Raw genomic sequence first — 19,998 nt, forward strand, 5'->3', positions numbered from 1 at the left:
CGTCATTTACGTTACATGTTTCTTACAGTTCAAAGAGTTGTATGAAAAAAAGACGTTTTAGCTGTAGCCGGCTGTGTCTGCCCCGTGCGCTTGACAGGGGATGGGATCTACGCTTGGCCAGATACCGAAAAGCTCCCGAGCTGGGGCCGAAAATACTCTTCTTTAGTGGCGGTACGGCACTGAAAGGCTTTTCAGAAGTGTTGACGGACTATACCCATAACTCCATTCATCTGGTGACGCCGTTTGATTCTGGGGGCAGCTCGGCAGAGTTGCGCCGGGCCTTCGCAATGCCTGCCGTGGGCGACTTGAGAGCGCGCCTGCTGGCGCTGGCTGACGACTCAGTCACTGGTCACCCAGAAGTGGCGGCGCTTTTCTCTCATCGGCTAGCGGCGCAGGGGCGAGACGACGCCGCGGTAAAGGCAGCCCTTGAGCAAAACCTGCAGGCCCTTGTCACTGCCAAGCATCCGCTGCTTAAAGCGATCGCGGAACCCATGCGTTCGCTGATCCAGAGCTATATCGCTGCCTTCTACAAACATATGCCAAAGGATTTTAATCTCGCTGGCGCCAGCGTGGGGAACCTTATCTTGACCGGCGGCTATCTGATTCATGAACGCTCTCTTGATCCCATCGCCTTTTTATTTGGCCAATTGATCAAAACCCGCGGCACCGTTCGCACCACGACAGACGCCAACCTTCAACTGGAGGTGTTGCTAGAGAATGGGCGAAAAATTATCGGCCAGCACCGCTTTACCGGCAAAGAGATGGCTGAAATCGATTCGCCTATCCAAGCGATAAAATTATCCGGTGAGGCGGATGATATCGATACCCTGGATGCCTCCAAGGTGTGCAAAGAGACCCGTAATCTTATCGATTCGGCAGAGCTGATTGTCTTCCCGCCGGGCAGTTTTTACAGCAGTGTCATTGCCAACCTGCTGCCCAAAGGGGTGGATAGAGCATTGGCTAAGAACCCTTCCGCCAAGGTGTATGTGCCGAGTTTGGGGACTGATCTTGAAACGCTTGGCATGACCCTGGTGGATCAGGTTCAAGTGCTCAATGCACACTTGTCTGGCACACTGGAGCTCTTGTCGTCTAAGCGCTCTTGCATTGATTTTTTACTTTTTGATTCGCAGCTGCTCAGTGTTTCTCCCCAACAGATTGAGACGATCCGCGATGAAATGGGAATACAAGTGATTGACCTGGATCTTGCGCCGGAGGACGCCGACAGCCACCGTTATGATGACGTTAAGCTGGCTGAAGCGCTGCTGGGGTTGACCTGATATCCATACACTCTAGAAATTTTAGGCATTGCCATGCGTCTTAGTTATCAGGGCCCACTGCCTGAAATGGTCGGATTTTTACTGCTGCCGCAGTTTTCCATGATGGCCTTTTTTGCGGCGGTGGAGCCGCTGCGAATTGCCAACCGCATCGCCCATCGCCCGCTGTTCGACTGGACATTGATTAGCGCGGATGGCGGGCCGGTGACGGCGTCTAACGGCATGACCCTGATGGCCGACCAAGCAACGGCGGAGGTGCACCATCTGCCTTCTCTGGCTGTGTGCAGCGGCTTCACTCCTGAGGCGCACCTTACCCGGCCGTTAATGGCCTGGCTGCATCAGTTGAATCAGGTGGGCTGCTGTCTGGGCGGTATCGATACCGGGGCGTTTCTGCTCGCCGCGACAGGATTGTTAAAACACGAACGGGTGGCGCTGCACTGGGAGAGCCTGCCCGCCTTTCGCGAGCGTTTTCCGGGCATTGATACCACTGATGAGCTTTACGAGTTGGGTGAGCGGCGTTTCTCCTGCGCGGGTGGGGCAGCGGCGATGGATATGGCGCTTGAAGTGATTGCGCGGCGGCATGGCGCGAAGTTGGCCATCGATGTCTCCGAGCAGCTTATTCATGACCGGATTCGTACCCGAAGCGATCAGCAGCGCATGGCGTTGGTGAAGCGCTTAGGTACGCATAACCGACGGGTTGTGGAGGCGGTGGCGTTAATGGAGCAGAACCTTGAAGAGCCGCTTCCCCTCGAAGAGATAGCCAGCCGAGTAGACGTATCGGTGCGCCAACTACAGCGCCTGTTTGAGCAGGAGCTAAACGTAACCCCGCGCCAGTGGTATTTGCAGCTGCGCGTTAAGCGCGCCCGACGGCTGCTGGCGGAGACCGATCTCGCGGTGCTGGCGGTGGGCGTAGCCTGTGGGTTTAATTCCTCGTCAAGCTTTGCGCGTTCCTTTCGTGCCCATTACGGCTACTCGCCTCGCCAGGTACGTTCTGCTATCGCGGAGAAAGACCTTTAAAAACGCAATGAATGTCGTGTAAGGCCTGATAAACGTCGCCTTATGCCTAGTAGTAGGGAGGCAGCCGCGCATACTGACTAAACCCAACGAATAAGAGGTTTAGCTAAATGTCTGCCACGACTATCTTTCCCAAGACTATCTCTCCCAAAGCCATCTCTACCAAGACCCTCTCTCCCACCACCAAGTCATTGTCGGTAACAGCTGGCTTTTTGCTCTCTGCGTTTGCTGCCACTCCGGCCATGGCGGAGCTTGATGAACTGCGTTTTGGGGTGCCGCCGTGGCCTGGAGTGACGGTGAAGTCCGAAGTGGCCGCCCAGCTACTCGAGGCCATGGGGTATGAGACCCGCCAGCAGGATTTAGCCGTGAGCGTTATTCTGGAAGGCCTAACGCGTAACGATCTGGAAATTTATTTAGGCGGCTGGTACCCGGTTCAGACCGATATGGTCGAGCCCTTGGTGGCCGACGGCAAAGTAGAAAAAGTCGTTTCCAATATCCGCGGCGCCAATTCCGGGCTAGTGGTTCCTCAGTATGTGTACGATGCCGGCGTTACCACGGTCGCTGAACTGGCAGAACACCGTGACCGCTTTGATGGTGAAATCCAGGGCATTGAAGCGGGCACCGGCATCAACGATGCCATTCTCAACGCCATCGATAATGACCTTGCCGGGTTAGGCGATTGGCAGCTCCGTGAAAGCTCCACGTCGGCCATGCTGGCCCAGGCTGAGCAGAAAATGGCCGATGAGGAGTGGGTGACCTTTGTCGGCTGGGAGCCCCACTGGATGAACGTGAGCTTCGATTTGGCCTATTTAGCCGATAGCGATGATGCGGGCATTGCCTCCATTGAAAGCACGGTATGGACGATTACCCCAGCCAGCCTGGCGGACGAAGCGCAGGAGGTTCACCGCTTCCTGTCGCAATACGTGATCGATATCGAAGACCAGAACGAATGGGTACACGAGTATAGCTACGAAGACCGCCCTGCGGATGAAGTGGCCCATGAGTGGATTGGTAATAATCTTGACACCGTGGCTGAGTGGCTCGACGGTGTTGAAACTCGCGATGGCGAATCCGCCATTGAACAGGTGCGGGCCCAGTTCGATTCTTAACCCGGTTCGGTTCTTAAATAGTTTATTTATCCATCAAGCCGCTGCTTGAGTGCGTGGCAGAAATCCTGCCACGCACTGCCCATTTCGGGGAGCTGCGATTGGGCGTGAAGGGCGGCGTGTACCATCTGCGGCGCTCTACGATAGCCCACGGAGGCGCCTGCTGCTCGCCAGTTGGCCACTGCGGCTTCGATGGGCTGAGTTAGCGGGTCGTGCTCTACTGTCAGGATTTCCATGCTCTGGGCAGGAGAACGGCCATCCCGCTGTGTGGCGATAATCTCCGGGCACTGTTCGCGAATGCTGAGTACATCGTGGCGCGAAAGCAGTGGGGCATCTTCACCCAGGCAGGCTGGCGAAAGTTCGCCAACGGGCGGGTAGATTAACCCCAGCGGCGGCGCTTCACTTAGCGGGTGGGCAAGGTCGATAGCTAGTCGCCCGCCTGCGCTGTCACCCACCAGGGCAATAGGTTGAATGGCTGTTAACACCGTTTGGCAGTCTGCCAGCATGGTGGGGTACGTTACTTCCGGTGCCAGCCGGTAGTTAACGCTGACCACTTCGCGCTCAAGCTGCTGGGCCAAATTGGCAGCGGGACCATGATGGCTCTCTGTTGAGCCGATGGTAAAACCGCCGCCATGTATAAACAGCACGCCACCCGGCGCTTGCTGCTGAGGAGTAAAACAGCGCACGCTAACGCCATTAATACTGCCATCTTCGACCCGCATACCGTCTGGGTCGGGTGGGGCGAACGAGCGGCAGAGCTTGTCGTAAGCGCGCCTTGCCTCAGGCAGGGGCTGCTCCTCCATGACTGCCAGCCCTGCGCTAAAGCGCTGAATAAAGGCGTCTACGTTCATCGCTACTGTAATCTCTAGCGCCGAATACCGATGGTGCGACCGGCAAGTTCTGGCCAGGCACCGCTATCTGGTTTGGGCAGTGTTGCAATGCGATTCGCGACCGCTTCAGGAAACGGACTTGGACGCCCAGACGCTTGTTTCATGCCCATCAGCATCTGCTCGCTGGTCGCTACCAGGTTGTCTTCGTCATCGAACAGGCTGAAAAAGACATGCAGGCGCTTTGTGTCGCTATCGAGCAATGTAAGACCTACGTTTAGCGCTTGGCCTTGGTGGGCCTCGCGGCGGTAGCAGAGGTGCGTTTCCAGGGTATAGATCGTATAGCCGTAGTGCTCACGGCCCGCTTCATCCAGCCCAATGTGGTCAATCAGTGCTTCACAGGCCAGGGAGAAGACGCGGGCGTACTCCGCGTCGTTCATATGGCCGTTGTAGTCGACCCACTCGGGAGCGACCTGGGTTTTATAAATGATCATTAAATGCGTCCTTCCAAGCCTTCGGCTTCCGGCCAGTATTTTTGCACTACTTCAAGCAGCTCGACCAGAAAGTCATCCCGGCGGCGGTCAAGGGTGGCTACTGAACGACCCGCGGCCTGATGTTCACAGCCTGCTACCACTTTATCAATCAGTTCGTCGGTGAGTTCCGGGGCTTCCAGTTTGGTCCAGGGCAGTTTTAACGCCGGGCCGAACTGCTCCAGCATATGGCGCATGCCTGGCTCGCCGCCCGCCAGGTGGAAGGTCAAAAAGGTACCCATCAACGGCCAGCGCAGCCCACAGCCGTAAACCACCGCCGCGTCGATCTCTTCGGTGGTGGCGACGCCGTCGTTGACCAAGTGGAGGGCTTCCCGCCACAGCGCTTCCATTAGACGGTCGGCGATATGGCCCTCTATTTCACGGCGAACCACTAATGGCCGCATGGCGAGGGCCTGATAGAGTTTCTGGGCGGTGGCAATCTGCGCGGTCTGGGTTGATTCGCCCCCAACAAGCTCCACCAATGGCAGCAGATAGACCGGGTTGAAGGGGTGAGCGACGATCACGCGACCAGGCGCTTTCTGGCACTGCTGCTGCAGGTCGGTAGGCTTAAAGCCGGAGGTAGACGAGCCAATAATAACGTCCGGCGCGGCAGCGGCATCAATGGCGGCCAGAATTTCTTGCTTGAGCGGTAGGCGCTCGGGTACGTTCTCCTGAATCAGGTCAGCGCCATCCACGGCCTTTTCAATCGTATCCGCAAAGGTTAATCGCTCAGGGCTAGCATCGGGTGCTAAGCCGAGCTGGGTTAAAGAGGCCCAGGCGTTGTCGATAAACGATTGGGTGCGCGCTGGTGCTTGAGGATCTGGGTCAAACGCCACCACGTCCCAGCCTTGAGCGAGGGCGCGGGCAATCCAGCCATTGCCGATCACGCCGGTACCAATAACGGCTAAACGGCTCATACGTCACCTCCTGCCGGGGTGCGCAATTCTGGGTCACGTAACCTAAGATGGGCACGAGTTTCCGCAGGTGTCATTACCCGGGCGCCGAGGTTTTCAATAATGGTTGACGCTTTCTCGACCAGTTGGCCGTTGTTGGCCAGCACGCCTTTTTCTAAAAACAGATTGTCTTCCAAGCCGACACGGGCGTGGCCACCCAGCAGCACCGCCTGGGCGACCATGGGCATTTGATGGCGGCCAATGCCGAAGGCGGCCCAGTTGGCGTTTTCTGGCAACTTGTTGCGCATGGCAAGCATGGTTTCGGTATCCGCTTCGGCGCCCCAGGGGATACCCAGGCAGAGTTGATAGAGCGGGTCGCCGTCAATCAAGCCCTCTTGCTGAAGCTGGCGGGCAAACCAGACATGGCCCAGATCAAAGCACTCAAGCTCCGGCTTAACGCCTGCGGCTTGCACCAAACGGGCGTGCTCGCGCAGCCAGTCGGCGGGGTTTACGTAGACCATGTCGCCAAAGTTGAGGCTGCCGCAATCCAGCGTACACAATTCTGGAAGCAGCTCACCCACCGGGGCATGACGCTCGGCGGGCGTTTGAATATCGGTGCCTGGGCCGCCGCGGGTGGGGTCGCTTACATCGGGTATCCAGTCACCGCCGCCGCCCGCGGTGATGTTCATCACGATATCCACATCCGCTTCGCGAACACGCTCCATCACTTCGCGGAATTGCTCGGTCGAGTGGCTGATGCCGCCGGTTGCCGGGTCGCGAACATGGATATGCGCGATGCTGGCCCCGGCGCGTGCAGCTTCAATGCAGGAAGCGGCGATAGCCTTGGGCGTGACGGGTACGTTGGGGTTTTTAGCGGTGGTATCACCTGCGCCTGTTACGGCGCAGGTGAGAATGACATTGCGATTCATGGCGAGCTCTCTAGTCAGCAGTTTATTCGCTTACCAGTGTGTCGCGGTGGGCAAACATTAGTTGTCGTAAAGCGACATTCGCTATACATAAAATGCAGTTTTGATCCTCGCTAATTAATTCACTACTCCGTACTCCTCACTCCTCACTATGGGAGCGGTAAATATTGACCGCCATGGCTGCCGATCTAAACTAAATAAGCCCATAGCCAAGCTGATAACAAGTACAAACAACGTTATGAAGGAGTGCCTTCAATGTCCTATAAACCCGTTCTGCGGCCGCTATCTACGTTCATCGCTTCTGCGGTGATCATCGGCTTACCCGCCGTTGCGACTGCCAATGAGCCTGAACTCAGCCAAACTGAGGTGTTAACCGGTCTTGAAAACCCGTGGGATATGGCCTTTCTACCTGATGGGACGATGTTTTACACCGAACGCTGTCGAGGGCTGTCGGTAAGGCTACCCGATGGTGAGGTAGAGCACCTGCTAGGCATGGAAGGCACGGACGACTATGCCACCACAGCGGATGATCTTGTCTGCGAGGGGCAGGCTGGTATGAACGGTGTTGCTGTCGATCCTGATTTTGACGAAAACCGGACGATCTACGTCTACTCTGCTTCCAACATGTCTGAGCCACGCACTAATCGCGTGCTGCGCATGACAGTGAACAGTGATTTTGATGAAGTTTCTGATCGCACTGATATTGTCGATGACATCCCGTACAAACCCGCTGCCACTGATCATCCGTTTGGCGACGCTGGCGCTCATAATGGGGGCCGTATCCGCTTCAGTCCCGATGACGGTTATCTTTATGTGACCACTGGCGATAACCATAACAGTGAGCTCCCTCAGTCACCGGAACTCCTTGGTGGTAAGGTGCTGCGTATTGACCGGAATGGCGAGGCTGCCGAGGGCAACGAACCGCCTGAGGGTTTCGATCCACGTATCTATACCTACGGTCATCGCAACGTACAAGGCATCACTTTCCACCCGAGCACAGGTCAGCCGATCGTGACCGAGCATGGCCCCTGGCATTCGGATGAGATCAATGCGCTCGTTAATGGTGGCAACAGTGGCTGGGATCCGCGTCCTAACATGGCGGGGCGTGGTGATTGCCCGGACGATTACTGCGGTTATGAACCCAACCAGACCGAAGGGATGGATCCCAAAGAGCGGGCTGCTTATATGCCGGTAACCGACTTGGAAACCTACCCCGATGCCATGAAGCCTGCCTGGGGTAATGATGGTCTTTCGCAAGGTATGGTGGCTACTGAGTTTTTAACCGGTGAACAGTGGGGGGATTGGGACGGACGTCTGCTGGTTGGCTTTATGGGGATTGGTTTTGGCGGAACGCCGGTGGGGCAACGCATTAATCTGATCGATATCGCGGAAGATGGCCTTTCGGTCAACGACGTTGCCGAAATGCCGGTGCCCATGGGGGCGGCCCGCTTCCGGTCATTGGTGCTGGGCCCTGATGGTGATCTCTATACGGCAGTTGATGAAGGCAGCATTTACCGTATCGCTCCGGAGTGAGCTATAGGCAGCCGCGCTGGCGTTTGGCAGTGCGGCTGCGCACTCACCTTAATCTGGCTCAAGCTTACTGTTAAAGACCACTCTACCGGGAAAAGGTCACCATGAAGATATTTCTGTTTTGCGTCACTGCGACGGCGCTGGCGATGGGGTCGGCTACTCTACAGGCGGCAGATAAGTCCGCTGGAGCTACACTCTATGCGGACGCATGCGCTCAGTGTCACGGCCCAAGCGGAAAAGGAATGGCGAGCTTTCCATCGCTGAGCGGGCGGGACGCGGATTACATCACTTCGCGTCTTGAGACGTACCGGGCGGGGGAAAAGGTGGGATCAAACTCCTTCTTAATGATCCCCAATGCCACTGATTTGTCTGATGATGATATCGCTAACCTCGCCGCTTACATCGTAGATAATGCCGAGTGAATTAGCTTTGTGAATTAGCTCTGTGTATTAGCCCTGTGCATTGGCAAAACAATTCGCCATTGTTAATACCCGGTCATTTCCAGGTAACCTACGCCACGTGATTCGCCGCTGGTGCGGTCGGTGACCACTACTCCGCCTTCCCAGTAGGGCACGCTGGTGGTCATCCAGCGGTTGGCGTGGGGCGCTTCGATAGTGATATCGAGCTCTACTGAGGCTATTTCCAGTCGCCAGCGGGTGGGTACTTCGCGACCGGCAACGGACGAGGTTGCCAGCGGTGTGAGGGTGATGTCGTCGGTGGCTAAAGGCGTGGTATCTCCCTGCGGCGAAATCCAGGTGCCGGAGCGGTAGTTCGCGCCTTGCTCGGTTTCATTGTCGTCATCACTGGCACCACCCCCACGTAGCTGAAACGCCATCAGTTTATGGCCGTCATTCAGATGGAGCGAGAACCAGTCCCAGCCGGACTGGCGGGCATCAAGCAGTTGGCTACTCCATTCACGATCCAGCCAGCCGCGGCCGCTGACGGCTTTGGTCTCGCCATTGAGAGTAACGTCGCCCTCTATGCGCCAGAAGGGTTGGCTATAGTACAGAGAGCCCTGGCCATTAGCGGCTTTCTGGCTGAATCCCTCTTCGCCATGTAAGACGAGCGGCCCCTCGGCGGTAAGTTCCAACGTATAGCCAAAACGTGAAGAGTCTTCACCGCTGTAAGCAGTGAGGGTGAGATCATTGAAGCCGGCATTATCGACCTCTTCATTTGCTTTAAGCTGCCAGTCGTCTAACCATACGTGGAACGGATTGGCGATGACGCCAGCCTGGGCATCGTGGGGTTGCTCAAGCGCGGCTTGGGAGTGGCTGCGCCCAAAGCGCTCGGCTACCTGATGCTGCTCGCCTTGGTAGATCGCCATATGGGCCATCCAGAGTTGATCGGCGGCCCAGGGTGTTGGTTCAGGGCGTTCGTTGGGTGGCATAAGCGCCTGACGAAACAGCGTCCACTGCAGGCCGAGGGGCGCACCGTCGGCATCTTCCAGATTAGCGGTGAGATACCACCACTCGATACGGTAATCCGGATGAGCGGCATGGTCTTGGGGAAAGCGAATGGCTTGATTGGGTTCTGCATGCTGAAAACCATCAGCCGCTTGCCCCAAACCGGCAAAGCCTGCGCTGCTGCTGTCGGTTGGCTGCTCTTCTCCACAACCGTAGAGCGTTAGCGAAGCGCTGATTAGTAGGCTGAGAGTTAACCATTTATGTAAGCTCATTGGTTGGCCTCTTCTGCCAGTAAGGCGCGTGGGGAGGCGCGCCAGAAACGCAGCGTGGGCAGTGCGGCCGCCAGTAGGGCGACACCCACGGCGGTCGCCAGGGTAACGGCCATTTCCCAGGGGAATAGATAGAGCGGCAGACGCCAGCCAAACGCGGCCACATTGATGATGGCCACTAAGCCCCAGGTGATTGCAATGCCCAGAGGAACCGCCAGCAGGCCGGTGACTAATGCTGTGCCGCCGAGTTGTGCCAGATTCAACTGTGCCAGCTGCGCGCGGGGAACGCCCAGTGCCCATAGCGGTGCTAACTGTTGGCGCCGGCTGCGCGCCTGGGTCAGCAGGCTGGCGAACAGAGCCAAAGCTGCCACCGCTAGGGTCAAGCCATTGAGGGCGCGGGTAATGGTAAAGGTACGCTCAAAAATCTCGGTAGCGATGCGCTTGATCTCCCTTTGATCACTCAGCGCATCGCTACCGAGGTCAAAGCGTTCGCCCAGGGCAGCGCGCAGGGCATCAACATCCGCGTTATCACTCAGGACTAAGCCCATGGAGCTGGGCGGCGCATCAAACCGAGCGGCAAGCTGGGGCGATGCCATCAACACCTGCCTGCTGGGGTTGCCGTAATCGGGATAAATAGCGGCGATGGCCAGCGTTTCATTGGCGCCCGGCGCGCTAAGGGTTAGCTGGTCGCCGGGGGAGAGGTTCTCTGCGGTGGCTAGCTGCTCATTAATAAAAATTGCCCCCTCGCTAAAGGCTGCCCAGGCGGATGAGCGGCTCTGTAGGGTGGCCAGTAGCGGCCAGTGTGGGGTTAATGACTCACCTGGGGTAATGCCGTAAAGCTCGATAGGCGAGCCTATTGAGCGGCTGCCTTCTGGCGTGGTGGCGGCCTGCAGGGCTGCCTCACTGCGCCGAGTCAGCAGCCGTTCAGACACCTCCGGGCGGTCAGCGAGCCAGGCGTCAATCTCTGCGTACTGCTCGCTGGGAGCATTTAAATAGAGCGGGGCGACCAGGCGCTGATCCAGCCACTCTAAAAAGGTGAGGCGAAAGCCGCCAACCATACTGCCGACGCCCAGGTTGGTCGCTAGCGCAATGAGAAGCGCCATCATGGCCAGTGACAGCCTGGGGAGCTGTAGCTGCATATCCGCCATTGCCCAGTGGATAAGCGGGCGCCGACGGGCAAGGTAAGCCAGCCCTTTCAGCAGTAGCGCTAACAGGGGCGGAAGCCATAGCGCGCTGGCCAATAGCAGCGCGGCAATCAGCCCAAAGCCCGCCACCAAACCATCGCCAGGGGGCTGAAAGCGCAGCCAGGTATACAGCGCTAGCGCAATACTCAAGGCGAGAGCACCGCTGATGCTCATCAGCGTTAATTGACGCCGGTAACCGCGGCGCCAGGCCTGCATCTGACCTAACTCCAGCATGTTCAGGCGGGCAGCGCGCCATAACACACCGCTGCCCGCCAGCAGTAGCCCGCCAAGGCTAACCGCCAGCCCACCGACCCAGTAGTGCCAGGGCAGGTTGAGTTCTTGCCCCACACCTGCGCCATAAAGCGAGCCCAGGGTTGCCGCGACATCGGGCAGTAAAAAATGTGCCAGCCAAACGCCGCTGGCAATGCCGGCAAGTGCCCCGATCAGACCGAGCAGGAGTAACTCAACGCTTAGCGCCACCACTAAACGGCGCCCTGAGACACCCAGCACCCGTAGGGTGCGCAGCATGCCCAGGCGTTGCTCCAGCGCCAGGCCTAGCGCTGCCTGAACAATAAATAGCCCTACCACCCAGGCCAGTAGCCCTAAAGCGGTAAGGTTGAGATGAAAGCTTTCTGTAAGCTGGCCGGGGGAGGCAAGCGTCGTGGCGTGGGTGAGGGTTAAGCCGGCCGGTGCTTCAGAGAGCGCCCCCGGGGCGGCTACCATGCGGGTAATCTCGTTACCGCTTTCAAGCAACCGCGCCGCCGCCGCTATATCCATAATCAGCGTGTTAGGTGGGAGCGCTGACGATAAAATCAGCGGTGGCAGTTGCTGGCCCTCTGCTAGGGTCGGGGTGGCGCCTGATGCATCTTCGCGCTCTATCCCTAAGGCTGCCAAGGTGTCAGGCGCTAGGCGTGTTTGCCACGGAGGGGTTAGAAAGTCGTTTAGCGCCGCAGAGGTATCTGCTTGAGCAAACGGGTTGTCGCCGGACAGGGTTAGCGGATCAATGCCGATCAGCGTGAGCCGGGTGCCATCCTGGCTAACGACTTCACCCTCGAGCATAGGAGAAACAGGCAGGCCTGCTTGGCGCAGGGCGTGATACTCGGCGCGGGTGAGTGGGGCGCCATCGCGCCGCTCAAGCTGATCCAGCTGGGTGGCAAACAGCGCATCGGCGCGGGCGTAGCTGTCCCTTGCCGTGGCATTGATCGCCTGGATGCCGCTCCATAGGGCGCTGGCCACCCAGAGGCCGAGTAGCAGCATGATCAATTGGCCAGGATGACGCCGGTAGTGGCTAAGCAGCGTGGATAGAACCTGGGTCATAGCACCGTGTCTAGTAAATGGCCGAGGCGCAGGCTTAGACAGCGATCGAGGGGGGCCGCCACTTGCCGGCTATGAGTGACAACGAGCAGGGCGCACTGGGTTTCGTGGACGAGGCTTAATAACAGATCAAGCACTTCACCTGCGCTGGTTTCATCTAAGTTACCCGTGGGTTCGTCGGCCAGCAGGAGGGCCGGACGGGGAGCCAGGGCGCGACCGATCGCTAAGCGCTGCTGCTGCCCACCAGAGAGCTGTTCCGGGTAGCGTTTCTCCAAGCCCGTCAGCCCTAGCCGCTCAATTAAGTAGCTTGCCCAGTCGGCGTCATCGCGCTTGGCTAAGCGCGCCTGCAAGCGCAGATTGTCGATCACCGTAAGGCTGGGGACTAAATGAAACTGCTGGAAGACTAACCCTAATTGCTCGCGGCGTAGCTTGGCGCGGGCGGGCTCAGGTAATGAGGCGACGTTCTGGCCTTCAAGGGTAATTGTCCCTTGGTCGGGGAGATCCAAACCAGCGGCAAGATGCAAGAGGGTGGATTTGCCGCTCCCGGATTCACCCATTAACGCCAAGCTTTCTCCTGCGGCCAAGCGTAGGGAGACATCTTCGAGTACCCTCAGCGGGCCTTGTGGCGTCGCGTAGGTTTTATGTACCTGACGAAGTTCCAGCATAGGCGACTCATATATTGCTATAGAGGGAGGCGTTCCAGTAATGAAAAGGGCTAGTCGTTAATCGGCGTTACCGTCGCACCCCGATCTCCGTATACCGCTATGCCACCGCGTCCTGTGTGCTTGATGAAATACATACTTTTATCGGCCGCATCAATAAGCTCATCCGCACTGCCAAATCCACCGTCATCCAAACAGGCGATACCGATGGAGACGGATACATGAATGGGATCCTGATCATCGTGAGCCATCGGTGTTTTTTCCAGACGCTGGGCAATTCGTTTGGCGAATACCTGGGCTGACTGGGCATCTTCATCCGGCAAAACGACCAGAAACTCTTCGCCACCCCAGCGCCCCGCAAGGTCACCGTCACGAACGAGCGACTGTAGCGTTTTGCCAAATTTTTGCAGCACATTGTCGCCCATTTGGTGGCCGTATTGATCGTTTAGCTTCTTAAAGTGGTCAAGATCAATAAACACTACGGACATGATGCGGGACTGTTGCTGGCACAGGACAAAGCGCTTGTGCATCTGCTCTTCCAGCCAGGATCGGTTGGCAAGTCCGGTGAGTACGTCTGTTCGTGAGCGCTCTTCCAACTCATCTTGCCGCTGGCGGAGTGAGGCGAGCTCCACCTGGTGGGTATCCAGGCGCGCTTTGAGCTGTAGCGTTTGTTGAAACAGCAGTTGCTGAGCCTCAGCCAGTAGCGATTCGTTATTCTGTAAAGGGGGAGCCGTCATCTGCAGCATGTCGGCCAGTGCTGGCAACTGCTCCTGAATATTCTCCAGCAACTGCCGTAAAGAGATCGTTTGGGCGCTCTGGTAGGTTTCAAACTCCCGCACCACGGCGACGAGCGATTGCGCTGGGTGGGACGAGAGCCAGGCATCGGCAATGGGGCCAGATAGCTGAACGCACAGCTTGTCAGGGGTGGTAATGTCGTATTCGCCGTGACTGTCGCAGATTCGCTGTGCCAGTGGCGTCGGGACTCCCCACTTGGCGGCAAGCCAGGCGCCTACCTGGGAGTGATCACAGCCAAAGAGCCGCTGTTCCGACTCCGATAGCTGCCGATGAGAGAGTGCGATTTCTGTATATAGATTGTTGCTCTCTTTAGGGTAGGTCGCCCGTAATGCCATGATGCCAATGTCCTGGAGCAAGGCGGCCGTAAACACGGGCCCCGCCATGTCGGGGCAGAGATAGACGGCAAGATGCCGTGCTGCTAACGAGGCAATGATGGAGCGCATCCATACACGCTGGTAATGAACGTCAATGCCCCGGTTTTGAAGCAGGCTGAAACTCATTACCGCTGCTAACGTGGTGTCTAACCCCAGGCGGGCCGCTGCTTCCTGGCAGGCGTATACCTTTGTATGGCTACGCGAGAAAAAGGCGCTGTTGGCAAGGGTAATGATCCGCATGGTCAAGGCGGGATCACGCTCTATCGCATTGGCGTACTCGTTTACTGACGGGTGCTCAGTCCGGGCTATTTTCAAGATGTTGATAGCGACCGATGGCAGACTGGGAAGAGTCGGGCAGTTAATTAGATCTGCTACCAAAAATGGCGGTAATTCAGTCGATAAGACCAAGTCTTTCGAATTATCACTTGCCTGGATGGCCTGCATTATTCTCTCCTGGCTCTCGTTGGCTCGCAGCAGCCCAGCCTCAACTTTTCCATGTCACTTGCCACCTTAGGCAGTGATAATAGAATTCATTCGTTTGTATTAAACCATTTTAGGCGACTAGCTGGTTAAATACCTACACATAAATGCCTGCAACGTTACAGAACTACAGTCAAAAAATACGCTAAGCCACGCTGTTATGTAAGATATTTCTTCGAATTTGGCTATTGGTCATTCGCCAGGCTGTGCGACTAAAGGGTAAATCATTCTCCCTTTTTTTATTTCCATACAACTACCATACTAGTCATATCAGTTGTGGCTGCTACCGCCACGAACTTCGCTATCAGGATCAGGCGCAATGCACACAACCTTACAATCGCTATGGCAGGAAACCCGCGATGGAGAATCGGTACGCCAACGGCTATTTCATGTGCTGAGGCAGTCGATTATCCAGATGGTGCTGGCGCCGGGGCAGGCGCTATCGGAGAAGGAGATTGCGAATTTGTTTACCGTCAGTCGCCAACCTGTGCGAGAAGCATTTATTCGCCTTTCTGAGTCAGGTTTGGTGGAGGTTCGGCCCCAAAGAGGCACCTATGTGGTGCGCATTTCGCGCCAAGCGGTGTTGGAGGCACGATTTATTCGTGAGTCTCTAGAAGTTGCCATTGCTTTAGAGGCAGCTAAACGCACGCTCCCATCGAGCATTTTGATGGAATTAAACGAACTGATTGAGCGCCAGCGCAGCTGCATTGAGCGGCAAGATCATGACCGTTTTTTCTTTCTTGATGAGATGTTCCATCGCACCTTGGCAATCTCTACGGGGCAAACCATGGCATGGAACGTGATTGAAGATGTTAAAGCACAGTTGGATAGGGTGCGGTATTTGAGTATTCCTGATTCCACACCCATCCCCAAACTGGCAGATCAACATCAGGCCATAGTGGACGCGATATCTGCTGGGGATACTGAGGCGGCGGAGCAGGCAATGAGTATTCACCAGCGTGAAATACTTCATTCGCTACCTGAACTAGAGCGCCGCTTTCCAGAATTGTTTGAAAATGTGGGCATCGATGCTCATGCGCTATCTATATAAAACCCGCTAGACAACAACACAAAAGCAACATAGGCCGCATTACGAAGGATCAGCCTGAACTGGCTGGTGAATTATCAATAATAAATGAATGCCTTTAGGAGCCTGAAATGAAACTCACAAAATTACTTCCTGCTGTTGCACTGGTCGTTGCAAGCCATTCGGCCCATGCCGCTTACCAGCTTAATGTCTCAATAGCGTTGAGCCCTCAAGACCCCATCGCCCAGGCAATGGAGAGCGCTAAACAGGCAATAGAGGAGCGTTCAGAGGGGGAACTGACCATTCAAATTTTCCCCAACAGCCAGCTTGGTTCTGACGAAGACGTGATCGAACAAATTCGTAGTGGTGCCAATATCGCTATCTTAGTCGATGCGGGGCGTTTGTCGGAGTATCAACCCGAGCTGGGTATCTTGAGTGCCCCTTATTTAGTCGAAGACCATCGCGACTATAGCCAAATCACAACATCTCCACTTTATCTGGATTGGGTCGAGGGTCTTGCAGAATCAAGTGGGCTACGACTGCTCAACTATAACTGGTTTCAGGGGTCACGGCAGATGCTGACCCAAAATGAAGTAAACACACCTGAGGATTTAAATGGTGTGCGGGTGCGCACTATCAACTCCCCTGTATGGGTGAAAACCATTGAAGCCATGGGTGCCACTCCGACGCCGCTGCCTTGGTCAGAAGTTTACTCAGCGCTACAGCTAGGTTCGATTGATGGAGCCGAAGCGCAGCTAACCGCTGCTGAAGGTCAAAACTTACATGAAGTCATTACTCACGTGGCGCTAACCAATCACATTCATTTGATGACCGGTATTGCGACTTCCGAGCAGTGGTACCAGGCGTTACCTGATGAGTTGCGCTCAATTCTCGATGAAGAACTGATCAATGCTGGCGATGCTGCTAGCCAAGCGACGTCAGACGCCCAAGCTTCGGTGCGCGAGCGGATGGAAGCGGCAGGCGTTACGTTTTCTGAAGTGGATATGGAAGTATTCCGCGACCGAGTGGGCAGCGTCTATGAAGAGCTAGGTTACGACCAGTACCGTGATCAATTGCTTTCTTCAGAGTGAGTATCAGCCCTCTGCCTGCTAGGGCAGGGGGCTTCAGCCTTTTGTCTTTTGCTATTACTTAACTGTCCAAATCCCCTTTTAGGGGGAGGAACGCTGTATGTGGCATTGGTACGATAAAGGTGAGGAGTGGTTGGCTATTATGCTACTCGGTGGCACCTCTCTCACCATGTTTGTTAGCTCGACGGCTAGAGCAATAGGAAATCCTTTTGCAGGGGGTGCTGAGCTTGCGCAATTTCTGTTTATTTGGACTGCTGTATTAGGTGCTGATATTACCCTGCGCCAGGGGGGGCAGGTGCGAATCGATGCGCTTGTCATTCGTTTACCTATTAAATGGCAGCTTCTTATTACCAGTTTGTGCATTGGAATGATGATGCTATTTCTGGCTCTTTTAATCTGGTATGGCTTTGTTTTAGCGGCTTCAAACTGGCAGCGCCCCATGGGAGTGGCAGGACTTAGCTATGGGTATATCACACTTGCGCTTCCTGTCGGAGCATTATTAATGATGCTTTCGCTAGTGCGGCGATTGTTCACAAATGGCGTTATCGGGAGTTTGGTTGCTGACGATGACGAGATTGTGGAGGAGGCGCTATGACGGCAGCTTTGTTATTAGGATTCGGCCTGCTTCTTATGGCGATAGGGATGCCCGTTGCCTTTGCTATCGGAATTGCGGGTTTCTCCTATTTTTTATTGCCCGAAACATTCTTACCGACGAGCATTGCCGTCCAGCGCATTGTGTCTTCGACACAATCATTTCCACTATTAGCTGTGCCGTTGTTTATTTTTATCGGCCACCTAATGAACGCCAGCGGTATTACTCCCCGCTTGGTGCACCTTTCTACGCTTTTAGCTGGGTGGATGAGCGGAGGTTTAGCCCAGGCAAGTATCGTGCTGAGCACCCTAATGGGCGGGGTTTCCGGTTCTGCCGTGGCCGATGCCGCAATGCAATCCAGGGTGCTGGGAAAAAGCATGATTAAGGGCGGCTACTCCGCGGGGTTTACTGGTGCGGTGCTCTCTATTGGAGGGCTAATCACTGCAACCATTCCGCCAAGTATCGGCTTGATTCTCTATGGCTATCTGGGCGAAGTTTCGATAGGACGGCTGTTTATCGCAGGCCTCGTGCCGGGTTTTTTGCTAATGGTAGCGCTCATGGTGACGACTTACATCATGGCCAAACGGCGGGGCTATCAGCCGGTAAGAGAGCGGCTACCCACTGGCCGTGAAGTGCTGAAGGCCCTGCGTGGCAGTATCTGGGCAATTCTCTTCCCCGTATGGCTCTTGGTAGGGATTCGCTATGGACTTTTTACCCCCTCTGAAGCGGGTGCTTTTGCGGTTGCATACGCCTTGTTGGTGGGCTGCGTAATACACCGAGAAATGGGTGTTAAAGAGATACTTAATGCCATGCGTGCCAGCGTAAGGGATATTGGCATGATAATGCTGATTATTATGTTCTCAGGCATTATCGGTTATGTCGTCTCTTTTGAAAGGGTGCCGCAAACAATAGCAGAGCTAACACTCGGCGTATTCTCTAGTCATATAACACTGTTGCTGGCAGTTTCCGTCATACTTGTTTTTCTAGGCATGCTGTTAGAAGCCACGGTTGTCGTCATGTTGTTAACCCCCATCTTGGTACCCGTGATTAAAGCCGCGGGTGTTGATCCTGTTCATTTTGGGCTGTTAATGATGACGCTGGTTACCTTTGGTGGCATGACGCCTCCCGTGGGGATTTCTATGTATACAGTATGTGGCATTTTACGGTGCTCTTTTTATGACTATAGTCGTGAGTTACTGCCGTTTGCTTTAGCGGTATTGGTTGTGGTGCTGGGCATTCTCTTCTTTCCCAATATCGTACTGTTTTTGCCTAACTTACTGCTTGGCTAAATCTACCTATAACACTCTTATAATGAAGGAGTAATGATGAAGGTTGATAATAGTGTTGAGTTAATGGGTAAAGCATTCCTGTTAGAAAATGAAGTGGCCCATCGGCTTTATCATAACGGCGAGATGATTCGGGCGGCGTGTTACCACAAAGTGCAGCGCTACCTATTTGAGCGTTAACTTCTTTTTACTTCTTGTGATGGATTTCTCATGATTATTAGCGATGCATATTTAATCGTAACGTCCCCAGGCCGCAACTTTGTCACACTGAAAATTGTTACCGAATCAGGCGTGTATGGGATCGGCGATGCCACATTAAACGGCCGCGAACTGTCGGTGGTCGCCTACCTGGAAGAGCATGTATTACCAACACTGATTGGGCGTGATGCTAGCCGCATTGAAGATATCTGGCACTACCTTTATCGCGGCGCTTACTGGCGGCGAGGCCCAGTAACGATGACGGCTATTGCGGCAGTCGACGTAGCCCTATGGGATATCAAAGCGAAGGTTGCGGGCATGCCTCTGTATCAACTGTTGGGTGGCAAGAGCCGTGACCGAGTGATGGTGTATGGCCATGCAACGGGGCGAGATATTGAAGCGTGCCTGGAAGAGGTCGCCCGCCACGTGGATGAGGGCTACAAAGCCGTGCGCGTTCAGGCGGGTGTGCCAGGCATTGCCAGTATTTATGGTGTCGCCAAAAAAGAGGGTGAGCCCTATGAACCTGCAGATTCTGATTTGCCCGCAGAGCATGTGTGGAGTACCAGCAAATACTTGAATCATGTACCCAAGCTGTTTGCCGCCGTGCGTGAACGCTTTGGTGATGATTTACACGTGCTACATGATGTTCATCACCGCCTGACGCCCATTGAGGCCGCCCGCTTAGGCAAAGAAGTTGAGCCCTATCATCTATTTTGGCTTGAAGACTGTGTACCGGCTGAGAATCAGGAGGCGTTTGGTCTTATCCGCCAGCACACCACCACGCCATTGGCGGTGGGCGAAGTCTTTAACAGCCTGTATGACGCCAAAGCGCTAATTGAAAATCAGTGGATCGACTATATCCGCGCCACCCTAACCCATGCCGGGGGGATCACCCATGTACGCCGCATCGCCGATTTAGCGGGTCTTTATCACGTGCGTACCGGCTTCCACGGGCCAACGGATCTTTCGCCGGTGTGCCTGGGGGCGGCGATTCACTTTGACACCTGGGTACCTAACTTCGGCATCCAGGAGTACATGCCGCATACCAGCGCTACTGACGAGGTATTCCCCCACGATTACCGCTTTGAAGATGGGCATTTCATTGTCGGTGAAAAGCCGGGGCATGGCGTCGATATCGATGAACAGTTAGCCAAGCAATACCCCTATAAGCGCGCCAGCCTGCCGGTGAACCGGTTGGAAGACGGCACCCTGTGGCACTGGTAAGG

General features: G+C 55.5%; 19 protein-coding genes. 11 read left to right on the plus strand and 8 right to left on the minus strand.

The window, feature by feature from the left end:
- The first annotated feature begins 113 nt into the window (after nucleotides 1–113).
- The 3 genes from JI62_RS01380 (at nucleotide 114) to JI62_RS01390 (ending at nucleotide 3,397) form a co-directional block, all read left to right on the plus strand.
- Nucleotides 114–1,277, plus strand: a complete 1,164-nt coding sequence (locus JI62_RS01380; RefSeq protein ID WP_240513097.1) for a GAK system CofD-like protein — start codon at nucleotides 114–116, stop codon at nucleotides 1,275–1,277.
- A 33-nt stretch (nucleotides 1,278–1,310) separates the two neighbouring features.
- Nucleotides 1,311–2,291 (plus strand): GlxA family transcriptional regulator, encoded by a 981-nt coding sequence (locus tag JI62_RS01385; protein ID WP_088698447.1) that lies wholly within the window; start codon nucleotides 1,311–1,313, stop codon nucleotides 2,289–2,291.
- A 107-nt stretch (nucleotides 2,292–2,398) separates the two neighbouring features.
- Nucleotides 2,399–3,397: an ABC transporter substrate-binding protein gene (locus tag JI62_RS01390; protein ID WP_088698448.1), complete on the plus strand. Its 999-nt coding sequence runs from the start codon at nucleotides 2,399–2,401 to the stop codon at nucleotides 3,395–3,397.
- 26 nt (nucleotides 3,398–3,423) lie between these two features.
- Here the strand turns inward: JI62_RS01390 and JI62_RS01395 are convergent, their stop codons facing one another.
- From JI62_RS01395 to JI62_RS01410, 4 genes are read right to left on the minus strand one after another with little or no spacing between them, the layout of a single operon-like run.
- A complete protein-coding gene (locus JI62_RS01395; RefSeq protein ID WP_088698449.1) occupies nucleotides 3,424–4,245 on the minus strand; it encodes an alpha/beta hydrolase in 822 nt (273 codons plus the stop codon).
- 14 nt (nucleotides 4,246–4,259) lie between these two features.
- The gene (locus tag JI62_RS01400) at nucleotides 4,260–4,715 is read right to left on the minus strand and encodes a thioesterase family protein (RefSeq protein WP_088698450.1); all 456 of its coding nucleotides are present in this window, start codon (nucleotides 4,713–4,715) and stop codon (nucleotides 4,260–4,262) included.
- Entirely contained in the window at nucleotides 4,715–5,668 is a 954-nt protein-coding gene (locus tag JI62_RS01405; protein ID WP_088698451.1) for an L-carnitine dehydrogenase, read from the minus strand. The genes JI62_RS01400 and JI62_RS01405 overlap by 1 nt, the downstream gene beginning before the upstream one ends.
- Complete coding sequence (locus JI62_RS01410) at nucleotides 5,665–6,573, minus strand: 3-keto-5-aminohexanoate cleavage protein (protein WP_088698452.1); 909 nt, start codon at nucleotides 6,571–6,573, stop codon at nucleotides 5,665–5,667. The genes JI62_RS01405 and JI62_RS01410 overlap by 4 nt, the downstream gene beginning before the upstream one ends.
- Nucleotides 6,574–6,825: 252 nt before the next feature.
- Here JI62_RS01410 and JI62_RS01415 point away from each other — a divergent pair, with 252 nt between their 5' ends.
- Complete coding sequence (locus tag JI62_RS01415) at nucleotides 6,826–8,103, plus strand: PQQ-dependent sugar dehydrogenase (protein ID WP_088698453.1); 1,278 nt, start codon at nucleotides 6,826–6,828, stop codon at nucleotides 8,101–8,103.
- Nucleotides 8,104–8,204: 101 nt separating this feature from the next.
- Entirely contained in the window at nucleotides 8,205–8,522 is a 318-nt protein-coding gene (locus JI62_RS01420) for a c-type cytochrome (protein ID WP_088698454.1), read from the plus strand.
- A gap of 62 nt (nucleotides 8,523–8,584) precedes the next feature.
- Here JI62_RS01420 and JI62_RS01425 read toward each other — a convergent pair whose 3' ends face one another.
- Genes JI62_RS01425 through JI62_RS01440 form a run of 4 tightly spaced genes read right to left on the minus strand, consistent with a single transcriptional unit; the run spans nucleotide 8,585 to nucleotide 14,545 of the window.
- Entirely contained in the window at nucleotides 8,585–9,775 is a 1,191-nt protein-coding gene (locus JI62_RS01425) for a lipocalin-like domain-containing protein (protein ID WP_088698455.1), read from the minus strand.
- On the minus strand, nucleotides 9,772–12,273 hold the full coding sequence (locus JI62_RS01430) for an FtsX-like permease family protein (RefSeq protein ID WP_088698456.1): 2,502 nt from the start codon (nucleotides 12,271–12,273) through the stop codon (nucleotides 9,772–9,774). Before JI62_RS01430 ends, JI62_RS01425 begins: the two co-directional genes overlap by 4 nt.
- On the minus strand, nucleotides 12,270–12,935 hold the full coding sequence (locus JI62_RS01435; protein ID WP_088698457.1) for an ABC transporter ATP-binding protein: 666 nt from the start codon (nucleotides 12,933–12,935) through the stop codon (nucleotides 12,270–12,272). The genes JI62_RS01430 and JI62_RS01435 overlap by 4 nt, the downstream gene beginning before the upstream one ends.
- A gap of 50 nt (nucleotides 12,936–12,985) precedes the next feature.
- Nucleotides 12,986–14,545, minus strand: coding sequence for a sensor domain-containing diguanylate cyclase (locus JI62_RS01440; protein ID WP_088698458.1), 1,560 nt, complete (start codon nucleotides 14,543–14,545; stop codon nucleotides 12,986–12,988).
- 355 nt (nucleotides 14,546–14,900) lie between these two features.
- Between JI62_RS01440 and JI62_RS01445 the strand changes: the two genes are divergently transcribed.
- The 6 genes from JI62_RS01445 to manD all read left to right on the plus strand — a co-directional run bounded on the left by JI62_RS01445 (nucleotide 14,901) and on the right by manD (nucleotide 19,996).
- On the plus strand, nucleotides 14,901–15,632 hold the full coding sequence (locus tag JI62_RS01445) for a GntR family transcriptional regulator (RefSeq protein WP_088698459.1): 732 nt from the start codon (nucleotides 14,901–14,903) through the stop codon (nucleotides 15,630–15,632).
- 107 nt (nucleotides 15,633–15,739) lie between these two features.
- Nucleotides 15,740–16,699, plus strand: coding sequence for a C4-dicarboxylate TRAP transporter substrate-binding protein (locus JI62_RS01450; RefSeq protein WP_088698460.1), 960 nt, complete (start codon nucleotides 15,740–15,742; stop codon nucleotides 16,697–16,699).
- A 97-nt stretch (nucleotides 16,700–16,796) separates the two neighbouring features.
- Entirely contained in the window at nucleotides 16,797–17,291 is a 495-nt protein-coding gene (locus JI62_RS01455) for a TRAP transporter small permease (protein ID WP_088698461.1), read from the plus strand.
- Nucleotides 17,288–18,577 (plus strand): TRAP transporter large permease, encoded by a 1,290-nt coding sequence (locus JI62_RS01460; RefSeq protein WP_088698462.1) that lies wholly within the window; start codon nucleotides 17,288–17,290, stop codon nucleotides 18,575–18,577. Before JI62_RS01455 ends, JI62_RS01460 begins: the two co-directional genes overlap by 4 nt.
- Nucleotides 18,578–18,613: 36 nt before the next feature.
- Entirely contained in the window at nucleotides 18,614–18,754 is a 141-nt protein-coding gene (locus tag JI62_RS22550) for a hypothetical protein (RefSeq protein WP_170938458.1), read from the plus strand.
- A 30-nt stretch (nucleotides 18,755–18,784) separates the two neighbouring features.
- On the plus strand, nucleotides 18,785–19,996 hold the full coding sequence (gene manD, locus JI62_RS01465; protein WP_088698463.1) for a D-mannonate dehydratase ManD: 1,212 nt from the start codon (nucleotides 18,785–18,787) through the stop codon (nucleotides 19,994–19,996).
- Nucleotides 19,997–19,998: the final 2 nt, after the last annotated feature.

The organism is Halomonas campaniensis (assembly GCF_002211105.1).
In the GTDB taxonomy this organism is placed as follows: Bacteria; Pseudomonadota; Gammaproteobacteria; order Pseudomonadales; family Halomonadaceae; genus Vreelandella; species Vreelandella campaniensis_A.

Coding starts and splice junctions, on each gene's coding strand:
- JI62_RS01385 (WP_088698447.1), top strand. CDS start 1,311: ATGCGTCTTAGTTATCAGGGCCCACTGCCTGAAATGGTCGGATTTTTA.
- JI62_RS01390 (WP_088698448.1), top strand. CDS start 2,399: ATGTCTGCCACGACTATCTTTCCCAAGACTATCTCTCCCAAAGCCATC.
- JI62_RS01395 (WP_088698449.1), bottom strand. CDS start 4,245: ATGAACGTAGACGCCTTTATTCAGCGCTTTAGCGCAGGGCTGGCAGTC.
- JI62_RS01400 (WP_088698450.1), bottom strand. CDS start 4,715: ATGATCATTTATAAAACCCAGGTCGCTCCCGAGTGGGTCGACTACAAC.
- JI62_RS01405 (WP_088698451.1), bottom strand. CDS start 5,668: ATGAGCCGTTTAGCCGTTATTGGTACCGGCGTGATCGGCAATGGCTGG.
- JI62_RS01410 (WP_088698452.1), bottom strand. CDS start 6,573: ATGAATCGCAATGTCATTCTCACCTGCGCCGTAACAGGCGCAGGTGAT.
- JI62_RS01415 (WP_088698453.1), top strand. CDS start 6,826: ATGTCCTATAAACCCGTTCTGCGGCCGCTATCTACGTTCATCGCTTCT.
- JI62_RS01420 (WP_088698454.1), top strand. CDS start 8,205: ATGAAGATATTTCTGTTTTGCGTCACTGCGACGGCGCTGGCGATGGGG.
- JI62_RS01425 (WP_088698455.1), bottom strand. CDS start 9,775: ATGAGCTTACATAAATGGTTAACTCTCAGCCTACTAATCAGCGCTTCG.
- JI62_RS01430 (WP_088698456.1), bottom strand. CDS start 12,273: ATGACCCAGGTTCTATCCACGCTGCTTAGCCACTACCGGCGTCATCCT.
- JI62_RS01435 (WP_088698457.1), bottom strand. CDS start 12,935: ATGCTGGAACTTCGTCAGGTACATAAAACCTACGCGACGCCACAAGGC.
- JI62_RS01440 (WP_088698458.1), bottom strand. CDS start 14,545: ATGCAGGCCATCCAGGCAAGTGATAATTCGAAAGACTTGGTCTTATCG.
- JI62_RS01445 (WP_088698459.1), top strand. CDS start 14,901: ATGCACACAACCTTACAATCGCTATGGCAGGAAACCCGCGATGGAGAA.
- JI62_RS01450 (WP_088698460.1), top strand. CDS start 15,740: ATGAAACTCACAAAATTACTTCCTGCTGTTGCACTGGTCGTTGCAAGC.
- JI62_RS01455 (WP_088698461.1), top strand. CDS start 16,797: ATGTGGCATTGGTACGATAAAGGTGAGGAGTGGTTGGCTATTATGCTA.
- JI62_RS01460 (WP_088698462.1), top strand. CDS start 17,288: ATGACGGCAGCTTTGTTATTAGGATTCGGCCTGCTTCTTATGGCGATA.
- JI62_RS22550 (WP_170938458.1), top strand. CDS start 18,614: ATGAAGGTTGATAATAGTGTTGAGTTAATGGGTAAAGCATTCCTGTTA.
- manD (WP_088698463.1), top strand. CDS start 18,785: ATGATTATTAGCGATGCATATTTAATCGTAACGTCCCCAGGCCGCAAC.